Here is a 14,952-nt window from a genome sequence, read left to right on the forward strand (position 1 = left end):
CCGCTCGTCAGCCCTCGCCCAGGAACCCGCGCAGTTCCGACGGCAGCAGCTGCTTGCAGGACTGCTTCGCCTCGTTGGTCAGGGCGTCACCGGTGCAGGTGTAGTAGTCGCGGTAGACGAGCTGGGAGGCGAAGGCCGCGGCGACCAGGGCCAGGGCGAGGGACCCCGTGACGAGGCCGCTGACCGCGGCCGTGGTCTGCGGGCGGCCGCCGCCGTCGGAGGCGCCGGACCGGGTTCTGCCGCGCAGTCCGCTGATGCCCCAGTACACGGCGAGCGCGCCGAGCAGCAGGGCCACGTAGGGCCAGCCGAAGAGGGCGAAGAAGAAGGCCCACATGCCGGACAGCAGCGCGTACCGGGCGCGCCGCTGCACCGGGTCGGTGGGGTCCCAGCGCATGGCGGGACCGCTTCCGTCGCCGCCGGCCGGCTTCTCGGGGCCGCTGCCGGGCCGCTCGCCGAAGCCACCGGCGGAGCGGTCGGGCTGCCGGTCGCTCCACCGGCCCCAGGGCGAGCCGCCGCCCTGCCCGTCATCGCCCTGCCCGTTGCCGCCCCTGCCGTCGCCGCCCCGGCCGTTGCCGTCCCGGCCGTCGCCGCCGTGTCCGCCCGCCGGGTGGCGCGGCTGCCACGGGCGGTCCGGGGTGCCCTCCGGCGGCGGCGCGAAGGGGTTGTCGTCCTCGCGGTCCTGTCCGCCGCGCCCCTGCCCGGGACCGTCGGGCGCCTCGGGCGGGGAAGTCGGCCGCTCCCGCAGCAGCACGGTGCCACGCTCCCCTGTCTGGCCCGTGCGGGCCGGGTGCGGTGGGAACGTGAGGAGTCGCAGGCTGCGGTCCGGCATCAAGAGAGCGTCTTCCCCTAGGTGACATGGGCTTCCACCCCGGAAACGCACCGCGCGTCCACCGCGTTCCCGAGTAGTTTCCTCCCAGACGCTACCCGCAGGCCGCGCCCCCGTCCCGTGGGGGCCTTCCCGTGTGCCGGTATCGTTGCTGGCGGTCGGCCGCTTCGTAGACTTCCCCGTATCCCGGGGCGCGAAGCATTCGTACGAACACACAAGTGCGGATGGACGGGCCGGCCGCGCACCGTCGCTCCCCCCGAGAAAGGGCCCCACCGTGGCCGCCAACTCCGTGGCCAAGCGCCTCGTCGTGCTGGTCTCCGGCTCCGGCACCAATCTGCAGGCGCTGCTGGACGAGATCGCCGCCGTCGGGCCCGAGGCGTACGGAGCCGAGATCGTGGCCGTCGGCGCCGACCGCGACGGTATCGAGGGGCTCGCCCGGGCCGAGAGGGCCGGACTGCCGACCTTCGTCGTCAAGGTCAAGGACCACGCCACCCGCGAGGAGTGGGACGCCGCGCTCGCCGAGGCCGTCGCAGCGCACCGGCCCGACCTCGTCGTCTCCGCCGGGTTCATGAAGATCGTGGGCAAGGAGTTCCTCGCCCGGTTCGGCGGGCGGTTCGTCAACACCCACCCCGCGCTTCTCCCCAGTTTTCCCGGCGCCCACGGCGTGCGCGACGCGCTCGCGTACGGGGCCAGGGTCACCGGCTGCACCGTCCACTTCGTCGACGACGGCGTCGACACCGGGCCGATCATCGCGCAGGGCGTGGTGGAGATCCGGGACGAGGACGACGAGAGCGCGCTGCACGAGCGCATCAAGGAAGTCGAGCGAAGGCTGCTCGTCGAGGTCGTGGGGCGCCTCGCCCGCAACGGCTATCGCATCGAGGGACGAAAGGTAGTTATCCAGTGACCGCCGAGAGCAACAAGCGGCCCCTTCGCCGGGCGCTCGTCAGCGTCTACGACAAGACCGGCCTGGAGGAGCTGGCCCGCGGGCTGCACGAGGCAGGCGTCGAGCTGGTCTCCACCGGCTCCACGGCCGGCCGGATCGCCGCCGCCGGCGTCCCCGTCACCAAGGTGGAGGAGCTGACCGGCTTCCCCGAGTGCCTGGACGGCCGGGTCAAGACGCTGCACCCGCGGGTGCACGCCGGCATCCTCGCCGACCTGCGCCTGGACAGCCACCGCGAGCAGCTCGCCGAGCTGGGCGTGGAGCCGTTCGACCTCGTCGTCGTCAACCTCTACCCGTTCCGCGAGACCGTCGCCTCGGGCGCCTCGCCCGACGAGTGCGTGGAGCAGATCGACATCGGCGGTCCCTCCATGGTCCGCGCCGCCGCCAAGAACCACCCCTCGGTCGCGGTCGTCACCAGCCCGGCCCGCTACGGCGACGTCCTCGCCGCGGTCAAGGACGGCGGCTTCGACCTCGCCGCCCGCAAGCGCCTGGCCGCGGAGGCCTTCCGGCACACGGCGGAGTACGACATCGCCGTCTCCTCCTGGTTCGCCTCCGCCTACGCCCCCGCGGACGAGTCGCAGTTCCCCGACTTCATCGCCTCGTCGCTGCAGCGCGCGCACACCCTGCGCTACGGCGAGAACCCGCACCAGCCGGCCGCCCTGTACACCGCCGGTGAAGGGGGGCTCGCGGCAGCCGAGCAGCTGCACGGCAAGGAGATGTCGTACAACAACTACACGGACACGGACGCCGCCCGCCGTGCCGCGTACGACCACGCCGAGCCGTGCGTCGCGATCATCAAGCACGCCAATCCGTGCGGCATCGCGGTCGGCGCGGACGTCGCCGAGGCGCACCGCAAGGCGCACGCCTGTGACCCGGTCTCCGCGTACGGCGGTGTGATCGCCGTGAACCGGCCGGTCAGCAAGGAGATGGCCGAGCAGGTCGCCGAGATCTTCACCGAGGTCATCGTGGCCCCGGACTACGAGGACGGCGCGCTGGAGGCCCTCACCAAGAAGAAGAACATCCGCGTGCTGCGCTGCCCCGACGGCCCGGCCCACCCGGTCGAGGTCAAGCCGATCGACGGCGGCGCGCTGCTCCAGGTCGCCGACCGGCTCCAGGCCGAGGGCGACGACCCGGCCGCCTGGACGCTGGCCTCCGGTGAGGCGCTGAGCGAGGACGAGCTCCAGCAGCTCGCCTTCGCCTGGAAGGCGTGCCGTGCGGTGAAGTCCAACGCCATCCTGCTCGCCAAGGACGGTGCCTCCGTCGGCGTCGGCATGGGCCAGGTCAACCGCGTCGACTCCTGCAAGCTCGCCGTCGAGCGGGCCGGCGAGGAGCGGGCCCGGGGCTCCTTCGCGGCCTCGGACGCGTTCTTCCCGTTCCCGGACGGACCGCAGATCCTGATCGACGCCGGGGTGCGGGCCATCGTCCAGCCCGGCGGGTCCATCCGCGACGAGCAGGTCGTGGAGGCGGCGAAGAAGGCCGGCGTGACCATGTACTTCACGGGCACCCGCCACTTCTTCCACTGAGTCCGGTGCACTGACCCCGATGCACTGACCCCGCTCAGTCGGCCCCGGCGTCATCGCCGGGGCCGTGCGCAAGCCCGCCCGAGCGGGCCGTGTCACCGGCGACCAGCTGTGCGAGGCCCTCAACCGCGCGGACCTGTCCGCGTTGCTCGGCACGCCGGCCGAGCACGCGCAGACCGCCTCGGGCAGCGACAGCTCGGTGAAGCCGGCGGGTGGCACCGAGACCGACACCCCGGAGGCCACCGTCGACCTGACGACGTACTCCGTGAGACTCTCCGCCTCCTACGACCGCATGACGGTCGATCAGTTCGCCCGGCTGGAGGGGCAGAGGGCCGAGCGGAAGACGATCCTCGGGCGGCAGGCCGTGCTGTACTCCGACCAGACCATCAGGATCGGCTTCGACCTGGGTGGCGGCAACGCCACCACCGCCCCCGGAGGCATCGCCCGCAGAAGGTCCTGCCCGCCGTCCCCGGCTGGGACGGGAGCTGACGCGACGCCGGACGGCCTCCGGCCCTCCCCCGAGGGGACCGGAGGCCGTCCGCTGCGGTGGATCAGCAGGGGCGCAGCGACCAGATCGGGTCCCAGGTGGCGGTGCCCGCCTGGTAGGCCGTCGAGGTCCAGCGGACGCTGCCGTCCTGGTTGAAGAACTTGGCGACCGTGCCCGGGGTCTGGTTGTTGGTGAACGGGCCGTCGCCGGTCCAGTTGGTGACGTTCCAGGTCTGGCACTTGTAGAAGTCGAACTTGGTGCCCCTGACCACCATGCACAGGTGGCCGTAGCCGCAGGCCAGGTCCTTCACCGCGGCCCTGCCCTTCGGCGCGGCGGTGACGGTCAGGCCGTCGTAGCGGACCTGGTCGGCGGTGACCTTCAGCGGCTTGGGGTGCCCGGCGAGCACCTGGTCGGCCGTCTGCTGGAGCGAGGTCACCCGGGTACCGGCGGGGTCGGCGGCGGTGGCCGCGGCCGTGGAGCCGGCGACGAGGGCGGTGGCCGCGATCAGCAGCGCGGCGGGCTTGACGATGTTCACGTGCGTTCCCCCTGAGAAACGGACGGTCTTGGTCGCTCCACCCGTGGTGGAGTGGTCCCACCGTCGCAGCGGCCGTCGCCCGCCGGTACCTCACACCTCTCAGGGTCACGGCTTCCCGGGCGGGGTGTACTCCTTGAGGTAGCGCGTGACGCGGTCGGCGTACGGGCGGATCGCCGGGGGAACCCCGCCCGCCGCGTTCACCTTCTTGTACGACGTCCGGTACGCGGCGGCCAGCAGGACGCGCCGGTCGCCGTGCAGGCCGGCGGGGCGCAGCAGCGGTTCCATGTAGCAGAGGTAGCGGGCCATGGCGGGGATCGACTCGGCGGGGGAGAAGGGCGGCCTGGGGGTCGCCGTGGCGGGCACGCCGTCGGCGCGGATCCACCAGCGCAGCAGGCTCGGCGTCCAGCGGGCGATGCCGTACTCGCCCTCGCGGCCGGCGTGCGGGTCGGAGAGGTCCGGGTCGAAGTCGCTCTCCGCCTTCAGCATCGCGGCGATCAGCGCCGGGGTGACCTCCGGCTGGACGCAGTCGTGCGCCGAGTCGACGATCAGCCGCCGGTAGCCGACGGGTACGCCCCGGTCGGTGCGCAGTTCGGCGGCGCCGTACACGGCGGGCGTGGCCGGGCTCTTGCCGTCGCCGGAGCGGGCCGCCCAGTCGCTGACGCCGTACCCCAGCGCCGCGGCGGCCAGCGTGGCGACGACGGCCGCGGTGACCGTCGTACGCCGGGAGCGGCGGCGCAACCGGGGGAGCCGCCGGGGGCGTTCGGTGCCGGCCGCCGCGCTCACCCGGCGCAGCAGTTCCTCGCCGCCGACGCGCTCGGCATGGGTGCGGGCCAGGCAGTCGCGCACGATGTCCCGCCATATGCCGGGCAGTTCGGGGGCCAGACGTAACGCGTCGGTGCCGCGGGCGTAGGCGACGGCGGCGTCGCGGCGGGCGGTCGGGGTGCCGCCGGACAGCGGGAAGGAGCCGGTGAGGACGAGGTGGGCGAGGACGCCGAAGGCCCAGATGTCGGCGGACGGGCGGATACGGCGCCCGCGTTCACCGATCTCCGTCCACAGCAGCTCGGGTGGGGTGTAGTCGGGCGTGGAGAACGCCGGGGTGTAGGCGTGGGTGCCCTCCAGTTCGGCCGCCATGTTGAAATCGGCGAGGCGGATCGTGCCGTCCTTCATCAGCAGCACGTTGGCCGGTTTCAGGTCGCCGTGCACCCAGCCCGCGGTGTGCAGTTGGTGCAGCCCCTCGCAGATCTGGGCGAGCAGCGCGGGACCGGCGGCGGGGCGCGGGGAGGCGGTGAGCAGCGCGGACAGGGAGCCCTCCGCCTTCTCCAGCACGAGCACGGTCGCGCCGTCCAGCTCCGGCCGGCCGGGGTCGTCGACGGTGAGCGTCTCGTACAGCCGGATCAGCCGCGGGTGGCGCAGCCTGCGGTGCAGGGCGATCTCCCGCTCCACGAGGTCGCGCAGGTGCGTCAGGTGGCGCGGGGTGTTCGTGCCGGTCGCCAGGAACTTCAGCGCCGCCGTACGCGGCAGGCCGGGGTCGCTCGCCTCGCCGGTGCGCCGGGCCTCGTAGACGCTGCCGAAGGCGCCCGTGGCGAGCGGCGCCCGGACCTCCCACGGCCCGACCCGGTAGCCCTGGGGCACCGGTACGGCGAACGGCTCGCCGCGGCCGTTCACTGTGGGGATCCGGAGGGCGCGTTCGCACGCAGGATCACCAGGTCGTCCTCGCGGACCAGGTCGAAACGGAGCGCCAGGGAGACCAGCGACTCCTTCTTGCCGTTCAGCCGGGGCCCGCTGTCGGCGGTGTCCGGGCCCGGCTTGAGGCGCAGCTTCACGGAGAGGTAGTCGATGTTCCACTGCACGGTGGTGCGGGAGACGGCCGGCCAGGACGGCCGCAGCCGCTCCACGACCTGGTCGACGGTGGGCAGCGGGGCGTGCGGTGTGCCGCGCAGCCGCGGCTCGCACAGGGCGGCCAGGACCGCGAAGTAGCGCTTGGTGCGGTCCAGGGAGAAGGCGGGCGCGGTGGTGTCGCCGTCGCCGTCGCTGTCGGGGTGCATGTAGTCGTGGCGGGGCGCCCACACCTCGACGGGCAGCAGGTCGCCGGCCGCGGGCAGCACGATCCGCGCGAACTCGAAGGGGATCGGCGCGTCGAGCCGGCCCGGCCCGACCTTCACGTGCTCGCCGGCGCCCTCCGGGTTCTCGACGACGTAGGTCTGGTCCCGGCTGAGGTTGCTCAGTATCCAGAAGGCGCCCTGCGCGGCGATCTCCCCGGCCCTGCGGGAGACCCCCTCGTGGGGGATGTGCAGGCGGTTGGCGTGCGCGGACCTGCCGAACGTGAGCCGCTCGCCGGGGGCGAGACGGATCTGCTCGGTGGTGGATCGCTCGTCCTCCGTGGTCGGCGGAGGTACCACGATGATGCTGTACAAGGTGCGTCTCCCCGTGCCTGACAGCTCGCGGTGCCAGAGTAGGGCGAATGCACCAGGGCCGTGTCCCCCTCGTACGGGTGAGACACGGCCCTCGGATGTGATTGGCGCGAACCGTATGGTCCGCTTCGCGTCAGTACCGCGGGCGGTTGAACCAGGCGGTGCCGCTGGGCACGACCGGCGCGGCGGTGATGATGCCGCCGAAGACCACCCACAGCAGCGGGAAGATCACCGCGGACGCCATGCCGGTGTCGAGGCCGACGAACAGCATGAGCAGTCCGACGATGGTGCCCAGCGCGCCGTAGATCACGGTGGTGATCCGCACGCCCTGGCCGCCCTTGCCGAACTTCACGCCGAGGACGATCGACAGCGTGGCCAGGCCGAGGGCGATCAGCGCCAGCACCACGATCACACCGGCCGCCATGTTGCCGGCGTCACCGAGGGAGCTGAACGGGTCGTCGGAGGAGGAGTCGAGGTCGCTGGCCGCGTCGGACACGTCGTTGACGAACGCCGCGACGTAGAGCCACGCCAGGCCGGCGAGGATCTGCACCGCGGAGATGATGTACAGGAAGACGCGGGCCGTCACCAGCAGGCCGGGCATCGACTGGGGGACCATCGCGTTGCCGCCGGGGTAGCCGGGGTACGCCGGCTGCTGCGGGTAGCCGTAGCCCTGCGGCGGGACGCCGGGCTGCGGCGGGGCCTGCTGGGGGTAGCCGTAGCCGGGGCCTGTGGCGGGCGGCTGCTGGGGCGGTGGCCCGTAGGGGTTGTTGGGGTCGCCGAAACTCATGGCGCGGTCCTTCCTCCGTTATGCCGAGTGCGGGGACGCGCGGCAACGCTAGGAGGAAGTTTCTACAGATGCGGTTCGTCCCCCCGGTACTGCCCGCGGCACTGTGCCCCTCATCGTTCTTTAGATCCGCGTTACTTGTCCAGCCGGATTGCACAGGTGTTGTGCAAGTGCAACATCGTCGATCAAGGCGCGGACCGGCGGAAGGGGTGACGCTCGGCCCCGGATTGGAACCGGGGGGCGGTCATCCGGGAGGATGGGGTCATGACCGCCCAGATTCTCGATGGCAAGGCCACCGCAGCCGCGATCAAGTCCGATCTGACCGCCCGCGTGGCGGCGCTGAAGGAGAAGGGCGTCTCGCCCGGTCTCGGCACCGTCCTTGTCGGGGAAGACCCCGGCAGCCGCAAGTACGTCGCGGGCAAGCACCGCGACTGCGCGGAGGTCGGCATCGCCTCCATCCAGCGCGAACTGCCCGCCACCGCCTCGCAGGAGGAGATCGAGGCGGTCGTGCGCGAGCTGAACGACGACCCCACCTGCACCGGTTACATCGTGCAGCTCCCGCTGCCCAAGGGCATCGACGAGAACCGCATCCTGGAGCTGATGGACCCGGCCAAGGACGCCGACGGCCTGCACCCGATGAACCTCGGCCGCCTCGTCCTGAACGAGCCGGCCCCGCTGCCCTGCACGCCCAACGGCATCCTCACCCTGCTGCGCCGCTACGGCGTCGAGCTGAAGGGCGCCGAGGTCGTGGTCGTCGGCCGCGGTGTGACCATCGGCCGCCCGATGCCGCTGCTGCTGACCCGGCGCAGCGAGAACGCCACGGTGACCCAGTGCCACACCGGCACCCGGGACCTGTCCGCCCACCTCAAGCGGGCCGACATCGTCATCGCCGCCGCCGGATCCGCTCATCTGATCCGGCCCGAGGACATCAAGCCGGGCGCGGCCGTCCTCGACGTCGGCGTCTCGCGCAACGCCGAGGGCAGGATCGTCGGCGACGTCCACCCCGGCGTCGCCGAGGTGGCCGGTTTCATCTCCCCGAACCCGGGCGGGGTCGGCCCCATGACCCGCGCCCAGCTGCTCGTCAACGTGGTCGAGGCGGCGGAGCGCAGTGCCGGCTGAGGACTCGGACGACCTTCAGGTACGGGACGCGGTCAGCGCGCCCGACGCCGACGGGCTGCCGCGGCGCACCACCCGGCGCTTCCCGCTGTTCACGCGGGACACCGCGCGTCCGGAGGGCGGCGGCCGGGCCGCGGGCGGTGACGCCCCGGCGCCGGCCCGGCAGTGGCCGATGCTGGCGGTGCTCGGCCTGGTCGCGGTGGGCCTGCTGGTGACGGCCCTGGGCGCGTTCCGGATCGGCACGCTGCTGATCGGTGCCGCACTGCTCGGTGGGGCCGTGCTGCGCTGGCTCCTGCCGGGCGTGGGCATGCTCGCCGTCCGCTCCCGCTTCACGGACATCGTCACCTACGGCGTGCTCGGCGCGGCCATCGTGCTGCTGGCGCTGATGGCCCAGCCCAAGCCGTGGCTGCAGATCCCGTTCCTGAAGGACACCCTGCACTTCACGGTGAGCAGCAGCTGAGCCGACGCCACGGTGACCGGCCGAGGCGGCCGTCCGCACCGCCGCGGCTGCAACCGCGGCGGCAGGCCGGGCGTTTGACTCCCCGCCGGGGCGGCGGCGATGCGCCTGAGCATGCCCGGTCTGGAGAGCCGCGCCCGGGCGGTGGTCGTGGCGTACGAGACGGGGCTCGTCGTCTCCGCCTGCTGACGCCGCCGTACGAAACGGCGGCGGACCGTCCTCTCCCCCGAGCGGGGACGGGCCGCCGCCGGGAACAACGTTTTCGCACCGTGCGCGGGCTGTTCAACGGCTGTCAGCGCGCTGTGCCACGGAAGTGACCATTCCGCTACCGTGTCCTGAACCTGCCACACGTGCGGAACCGATCCGCATCAGCTGTCGTCACCCGATCCGACCGGGTAGGGACGAGGGCTTGCGCGCGGAGGTGGCGATGAGCGGCTGGCGGCCGCTGCCGGACGGGCTGCCGCCTGAGGTACGGCACTTCGTGGCGCAGCTCAGGGACCTGAAGGACGCGACCGGGCTCAGCCTGGCCGCCCTGGGCGCCCGCACCGCCTACAGCAAGTCCTCCTGGCAGCGTTACCTCAACGCCGTACAGCCGCCTCCCCGGCAGGCCGTCACCGCGCTGTGCCGGGTCGCCGGGCTCTCCGACCAGGACGCCGAACGGGTCGCGGTACGCCGGGAGGTGGCCGTTGAAGCTTGGCCGCGCCCCGAGCCCGCCGCCACCGCGGACGGCGAGCCGTACCACGACGACCCGACCGTCCCCTGGTGGGAGCGGCTGGAGGAGCCGCCCCCGCCGGGCCCCACCGGACGACTGCTGCTCGTCGCCGTCCTGCTGCTGTGCGCCCTGCTGGTGCTCGGCGCCGTCGGAGTCGCCCTCGCCGCGTGAGCGCAAAGGATCAGCGACGTCCCGGAACGTCTCACCGGACCGCGCGCGGCCTGCGTACCACCTGACCACGCTGTGGGAGCCGGCCGAACGGGCCTGGAGCCGTTCGGAGATGCGCCACGACGTGACCATGGAGGCCATCCGGATCTCGCAGGCGCGCGCCGCCCTCGGTGACTCGCGGCCCCCGAGACGGGCGAGCGCGGCGGGCGGGCGGCCCGTAAGGGCACCAGCGCCACGGCCACCCCGGTCGCCGGTCCCACGGGCGTGTCCCCGGCGGTGCCGCCGCAGCCGGCGGCCCCCGACGCCGACGCCCGCGACAGCGCGCGGCAGAACTCGTGGCGGATGGCCGGCTACCGAGGTCCGTCCCCCGTCTGGGGCCGCCCCGGCGCGGGGGAGCCCACCGCCGCCCGGGGCGCCGGTCGCCCGACCGGCGGCGCCCACGGGGCCGCACCGGCCCGCGAACGGCGCCGGCAAGCAGCGGCTGACGATGTTCCTCTCCGGGCTCGTCGGCGTACTCGTCGTCATCGCCGCGGTGTTCTTCTTCACCGAACGCGGCGGCGCCACCGAGGACGCGGGCCCGGGACGCCCCCTCGTCGCCGACCGCCGGTGCGCCCGTGAACCTGCCGCCCGGCGTCAGGTGCAGCGGCGCCGGCTGCACCGGCAAGGGCGCCGAGGCGATGGGATGCAGCGGGAACCCGGCGACCACCGCCGCTACCGCAACCGTCGGCGCCACCGTCGTCGAGGTCCGCTACAGCAAGACGTGCGGCGCGGCCGGGGGCCGCATCACCGCGGCCGTACCGGGCGACACCGTCCGGGTCAGCGCCGGCGGGACTACCCGGGACGGGGCCGTCACGGCCACCGGCGACACCCTCGCGTACATCCCGATGGTGGCCGTCAGGGACGCGCGGGAGGCCACCGCCGCGTGACGCCGGCGTCCGGGCAGAAGGGGTGCGCGAAGTGAAGAAAGAAGGGAGATCGGCCCGGAGGCGCATGGCTTGGGCCGCTGCGGGCAGGGGCACGGTATCCCCCCACGGGAGTCCGGCAACGGTACCCCCACCGGCGGCCGCCAGGTCCTCCTCTCCCCGACCGGCGGCCGCCGCCCCTTTTTCCCACCGCTTTCGCCCCCGATGTGCCAGTCTGTGGGGTGGGCCACACAGCCCCGGCCGTCCGGGATGCCGGATGCGCGATAGCCTGACCGCTGGATCTCTCTTGATACCAAGAGATCGATCATCCGCCCGGGGCAGTGACGCCCCACCGCCAGCTGTCATACGGAGAACGCCATGACCCGCACTCCCGTGAACGTCACCGTCACCGGCGCGGCCGGCCAGATCGGTTACGCCCTGCTCTTCCGCATCGCCTCCGGCCAGCTGCTCGGCGCGGACGTGCCGGTCAAGCTGCGCCTGCTGGAGATCACCCCGGCCCTCAAGGCCGCCGAGGGCACGGCCATGGAGCTGGACGACTGCGCGTTCCCGCTGCTGCAGGGCATCGACATCACCGACGACCCGAACGTCGCCTTCGACGGCACCAACGTCGCCCTCCTCGTCGGCGCCCGCCCCCGCACCAAGGGCATGGAGCGCGGCGACCTGCTGGAGGCCAACGGCGGCATCTTCAAGCCGCAGGGCCAGGCCATCAACGCCCACGCCGCGGACGACATCAAGGTCCTGGTCGTCGGCAACCCGGCGAACACCAACGCGCTCATCGCGCAGGCCGCCGCCCCGGACGTACCGGCCGAGCGCTTCACCGCGATGACCCGTCTGGACCACAACCGCGCGCTGACCCAGCTCGCGAAGAAGACCGGCACCACGGTCGCCGACATCAAGCGCCTGACCATCTGGGGCAACCACTCCGCCACCCAGTACCCGGACATCTTCCACGCCACGGTCGCCGGCAAGAACGCCGCCGAGGTCGTGAACGACGAGAAGTGGCTGGCCGAGGACTTCATCCCGACCGTCGCCAAGCGCGGCGCCGCCATCATCGAGGCCCGCGGCGCCTCCTCCGCGGCCTCCGCCGCCAACGCCGCCATCGACCACGTGTACACCTGGGTCAACGGCACCGCCGAGGGCGACTGGACCTCCATGGGCATCCCGTCGGACGGCTCCTACGGCGTCCCGGAGGGCCTCATCTCCTCCTTCCCGGTCACCTGCAAGGACGGCAAGTACGAGATCGTGCAGGGTCTGGACATCAACGAGTTCTCCCGCGCCCGTATCGACGCCTCCGTCCAGGAACTCGAGGAGGAGCGCGAGGCGGTCCGCGGCCTCGGCCTGCTCTGAGCCCCGCTCGGCCCGAGTAGATCTTCGGCGGTCGGTGCGCTACAGTTGATCACACACCGGCCGCCGGGAAATCCGGCGCCAGGCTGTGCGTTGGTGGTCCAAGGAAAGACGCCCCGCTTCCTGCGGGGAGATGCAGGTGCAAGGCCTGCCCGGCGCTCCGAAGTACGAGGCCCGTCCCGCGTGATGCGGGGCGGGCCTCGTTGCTTTTCCCGGGCGTGCGGCCGTCCCGGCGGGGTCGGGCCGCCCGGGCCGGCGGCCCGATGCCCCGGGCCGGAACCGCGGCGGGTTCAGGCCGTCGGCTCCTTCGTGGGGCGTCGGTGTCGGGGCGGAAGCCGGCCGGGCGGGGGCGCCCGGACCCGACCGGGCGGCGCGGCCGGAGCCGCGCAGGCCCACCACCACGACCGCTGTCGCGAGCAGCACCGTCAGACCGACCGTGCGCAGGGCCGGGCCCATGCCGGCCGGGAATCCGGAATGGCCCGCCAGCGTCGTGCCGGCCACGGCGACGCCGAGGGCCACGCCGACCTCGCGGGCCGCGGTGCCGAGTCCCGAGCCCAGCCCCGCGCGGTGCGGCGGCAGGGACGGCACGTGGAGATCGTGCGCGAGGACCGGATGATGGGTGTCGTACGTGCCGGGCATCCGCTGCTGACGGGGGAGGTGACGGCCGAGCGGCTCGCGGCGGCCGATCACCTCATCGTCTCCCGGCGCGGAAAGCTGCACGGTCCCGTCGACACCGCCCTCGCCGAACTGGGACTGCGACGCCGGGTGACGGGCACCGTCGGCACCTTCCCGTCCTCGCTGTTCGTGCTCCGCGAGACGGACCTGGTGGGGCTGATCGGCTCCTGGGGCATGCCGCTGGCCGACACGCTGGGGCTGGTGCCCTTCGAGATCCCGCTGTCCCTGCCACCGCTGCGGCTCGGCCTGGCCTGGCATCCCCGCCACGACGCGGACCCGGCGCACGCCTGGCTCCGCGCGACCGTACGCGAGCTGCTGTTCAGCTGATCACGGGTGGCGCGCCCGCGGAGCTTGAACGCGACGACCCCCTTTTGTCCGTTTATGTTCCTGATTTCCGTGAGGCAGCGCACTTTCGGCGATGGATTTCGCATGGCCTTGAGGGGTACGGGCATGCGCTCACGGTCCCCGTGGGTGACACGGATGTGACACACGGGCACCGAACAGGAACGGAAGGCAAGTACCGATCATGGCGGACCACATACAGCAGAACGCGGGGCGGACCCATCACGTGGGAGGGGAATGGCGGGGTTCGGTCTCCGGAGCCACGCGCGAGATCCTCGACCCCGCGGACGGCCGGCCGTTCGCCGTGGTCGCCGAGGGTGACGAGAAGGACGCCGAGTCGGCCGTCGCCGCCGCCCGCGACGCCTTCGCCGGCGGACAGGGCGCCTGGCCGCGCACCCCCGTCGCCGAACGCGCCGCCGTGCTGCGCCGCGTCGCCGACCTGCTCGTGCGCGACCGGGACGAACTCGGACTGCTGGAGAGCCGGGACGCGGGCAAGACCGTCGAGGAGGGCCGCGTCGACGTCGACTGCGTCGCCGACGCCTTCCGCTACTTCGCCGATCTGGTCGCCGGCGAGGCGCCCGGCCGGGTCGTCGACGCCGGCACGCCCGACGTCCACAGCGTCGTCGTGCACGAGCCGGTCGGCGTGTGCGCGCTGATCACCCCCTGGAACTACCCCCTGCTCCAGGCCAGTTGGAAGATCGCGCCCGCCCTCGCGGCCGGCAACACCTTTGTGATCAAGCCCAGCGAGATCACCCCGCTCACCACGATCGCGCTCATGGACCTGCTGGCGGAGGCCGGAGTGCCCGCCGGTGTCGCCAATCTCGTCACCGGCCCCGGCCACACGGTGGGCGCCCGCCTCGCCGAGCACCCCGACGTCGACCTGGTCTCCTTCACCGGCGGCCTGGCCAGCGGCACCAAGGTCGCCCAGGCCGCCGCGCCGAGCGTGAAGAAGGTCGCCCTCGAACTCGGCGGCAAGAACCCCAACGTCGTCTTCGCCGACGCCTGCGCCACCGACGAGGGCTTCGACACGGCCGTCGACCAGGCCCTGAACGCCGCGTTCATCCACAGTGGCCAGGTCTGCTCGGCCGGCGCCCGGCTGATCGTCGAGGAGTCCGTCCGGGACCGCTTCGTCACCGAACTCGTCCGGCGTGCGGAATCGATCCGCCTCGGGCGCGGCACCGCCGACGGCGTCGAGTGCGGCCCCCTCGTCTCCGGACAGCACCGCGCCAAGGTCGAGGCGTACGTCGCCTCCGCGCTTCAGGAGGGCGCCGTGCTGCGCTGCGGCGGCAAGCGGCCCGAACCCGGCGACGTACGGCCCGAGTCCGGTTACTTCTACGAGCCGACCGTCCTCGACCACTGCCACCGCGAGATGCGCGTCGTGCGGGAGGAGGTCTTCGGCCCGGTCCTCACCGTCGAGACCTTCCGCACCGAGGACGAGGCCGTCGCGCTGGCCAACGACACCGAGTACGGCCTCGCCGGCGCCGTGTGGACCACCGACGCCGGACGCGCCCGCCGGGTCGCCGGCCTGCTGCGCCACGGCACCGTCTGGATCAACGACTTCCACCCCTACCTGCCGCAGGCGGAGTGGGGCGGCTTCGGCAAGAGCGGCGTGGGCCGCGAACTCGGCCCGGCCGGACTCGCCGAGTACCGCGAGACCAAGCACGTCTACCAGAACCTCGCGCCGAAGCCCGTCCGCTGGTTCGCCGGCTGAG

General features: G+C 73.1%; 15 protein-coding genes and 1 pseudogene. 10 read left to right on the top strand and 6 right to left on the bottom strand.

Annotated features, from left to right (window positions below; translation table 11 throughout):
* Positions 1-7: 7 nt before the first annotated feature.
* Complete coding sequence (locus AB0J12_RS21000) at positions 8-829, bottom strand: hypothetical protein (RefSeq protein ID WP_363265827.1); 822 nt, start codon at positions 827-829, stop codon at positions 8-10.
* Positions 830-1,100: 271 nt separating this feature from the next.
* Here AB0J12_RS21000 and purN point away from each other — a divergent pair, with 271 nt between their 5' ends.
* The 3 genes from purN to AB0J12_RS21015 all read left to right on the top strand — a co-directional run bounded on the left by purN (position 1,101) and on the right by AB0J12_RS21015 (position 3,929).
* On the top strand, positions 1,101-1,730 hold the full coding sequence (gene purN, locus AB0J12_RS21005) for a phosphoribosylglycinamide formyltransferase (RefSeq protein WP_363265828.1): 630 nt from the start codon (positions 1,101-1,103) through the stop codon (positions 1,728-1,730).
* Positions 1,727-3,289 carry a bifunctional phosphoribosylaminoimidazolecarboxamide formyltransferase/IMP cyclohydrolase gene (gene purH, locus AB0J12_RS21010; protein WP_363265829.1) on the top strand — a complete coding sequence of 521 codons (1,563 nt, stop codon included), beginning with the start codon at positions 1,727-1,729 and terminating at the stop codon, positions 3,287-3,289. Before purN ends, purH begins: the two co-directional genes overlap by 4 nt.
* A 64-nt stretch (positions 3,290-3,353) precedes the next feature.
* Positions 3,354-3,929: a DUF6215 domain-containing protein gene (locus AB0J12_RS21015; RefSeq protein ID WP_363265830.1), complete on the top strand. Its 576-nt coding sequence runs from the start codon at positions 3,354-3,356 to the stop codon at positions 3,927-3,929.
* Here AB0J12_RS21015 and AB0J12_RS21020 read toward each other — a convergent pair.
* The 4 genes from AB0J12_RS21020 to AB0J12_RS21035 form a co-directional block, all read right to left on the bottom strand.
* On the bottom strand, positions 3,838-4,308 hold the full coding sequence (locus AB0J12_RS21020) for a hypothetical protein (RefSeq protein ID WP_363265831.1): 471 nt from the start codon (positions 4,306-4,308) through the stop codon (positions 3,838-3,840). The genes AB0J12_RS21015 and AB0J12_RS21020 overlap by 92 nt on opposite strands.
* Positions 4,309-4,413: 105 nt before the next feature.
* A complete protein-coding gene (locus AB0J12_RS21025; RefSeq protein ID WP_363265833.1) occupies positions 4,414-5,973 on the bottom strand; it encodes a protein kinase in 1,560 nt (519 codons plus the stop codon).
* Positions 5,970-6,722, bottom strand: coding sequence for an FHA domain-containing protein (locus AB0J12_RS21030; RefSeq protein ID WP_363265834.1), 753 nt, complete (start codon positions 6,720-6,722; stop codon positions 5,970-5,972). The genes AB0J12_RS21025 and AB0J12_RS21030 overlap by 4 nt, the downstream gene beginning before the upstream one ends.
* A 130-nt stretch (positions 6,723-6,852) precedes the next feature.
* The gene (locus AB0J12_RS21035; protein WP_363265835.1) at positions 6,853-7,506 is read right to left on the bottom strand and encodes a hypothetical protein; all 654 of its coding nucleotides are present in this window, start codon (positions 7,504-7,506) and stop codon (positions 6,853-6,855) included.
* Between the two features lie 261 nt (positions 7,507-7,767).
* On the opposite strand from AB0J12_RS21035, the gene AB0J12_RS21040 reads away from it, so the two are divergent.
* The 5 genes from AB0J12_RS21040 (at position 7,768) to AB0J12_RS21060 (ending at position 12,226) form a co-directional block, all read left to right on the top strand.
* Complete coding sequence (locus AB0J12_RS21040; protein ID WP_363265836.1) at positions 7,768-8,622, top strand: bifunctional methylenetetrahydrofolate dehydrogenase/methenyltetrahydrofolate cyclohydrolase; 855 nt, start codon at positions 7,768-7,770, stop codon at positions 8,620-8,622.
* Positions 8,612-9,079 (top strand): DUF3017 domain-containing protein, encoded by a 468-nt coding sequence (locus AB0J12_RS21045; RefSeq protein WP_363265837.1) that lies wholly within the window; start codon positions 8,612-8,614, stop codon positions 9,077-9,079. Before AB0J12_RS21040 ends, AB0J12_RS21045 begins: the two co-directional genes overlap by 11 nt.
* A gap of 424 nt (positions 9,080-9,503) precedes the next feature.
* Positions 9,504-9,959 (top strand): helix-turn-helix transcriptional regulator, encoded by a 456-nt coding sequence (locus AB0J12_RS21050; protein ID WP_363265838.1) that lies wholly within the window; start codon positions 9,504-9,506, stop codon positions 9,957-9,959.
* A 611-nt stretch (positions 9,960-10,570) separates the two neighbouring features.
* Entirely contained in the window at positions 10,571-10,882 is a 312-nt protein-coding gene (locus AB0J12_RS21055; RefSeq protein ID WP_363265839.1) for a DUF2690 domain-containing protein, read from the top strand.
* Positions 10,883-11,236: 354 nt separating this feature from the next.
* Positions 11,237-12,226, top strand: coding sequence for a malate dehydrogenase (locus tag AB0J12_RS21060; protein WP_363265840.1), 990 nt, complete (start codon positions 11,237-11,239; stop codon positions 12,224-12,226).
* A gap of 381 nt (positions 12,227-12,607) precedes the next feature.
* On the opposite strand, the pseudogene AB0J12_RS21065 reads toward AB0J12_RS21060, so the two are convergent.
* A pseudogene (locus AB0J12_RS21065) lies at positions 12,608-12,817 on the bottom strand (MFS transporter); the annotation flags it as partial.
* Between AB0J12_RS21065 and AB0J12_RS21070 the strand changes: the two are divergent.
* Both AB0J12_RS21070 and AB0J12_RS21075 read left to right on the top strand, forming a co-directional pair.
* Positions 12,791-13,225, top strand: coding sequence for a LysR substrate-binding domain-containing protein (locus AB0J12_RS21070; RefSeq protein ID WP_363265841.1), 435 nt, complete (start codon positions 12,791-12,793; stop codon positions 13,223-13,225). The pseudogene AB0J12_RS21065 and the gene AB0J12_RS21070 overlap by 27 nt on opposite strands.
* Before the next feature lie 199 nt (positions 13,226-13,424).
* The gene (locus AB0J12_RS21075; RefSeq protein ID WP_363265842.1) at positions 13,425-14,951 is read left to right on the top strand and encodes an aldehyde dehydrogenase family protein; all 1,527 of its coding nucleotides are present in this window, start codon (positions 13,425-13,427) and stop codon (positions 14,949-14,951) included.
* Position 14,952 lies beyond the last annotated feature (1 nt).

The sequence above is a fragment of the Streptomyces sp. NPDC049915 genome, from assembly GCF_040656475.1.
GTDB lineage: Bacteria > Actinomycetota > Actinomycetes > Streptomycetales > Streptomycetaceae > Streptomyces.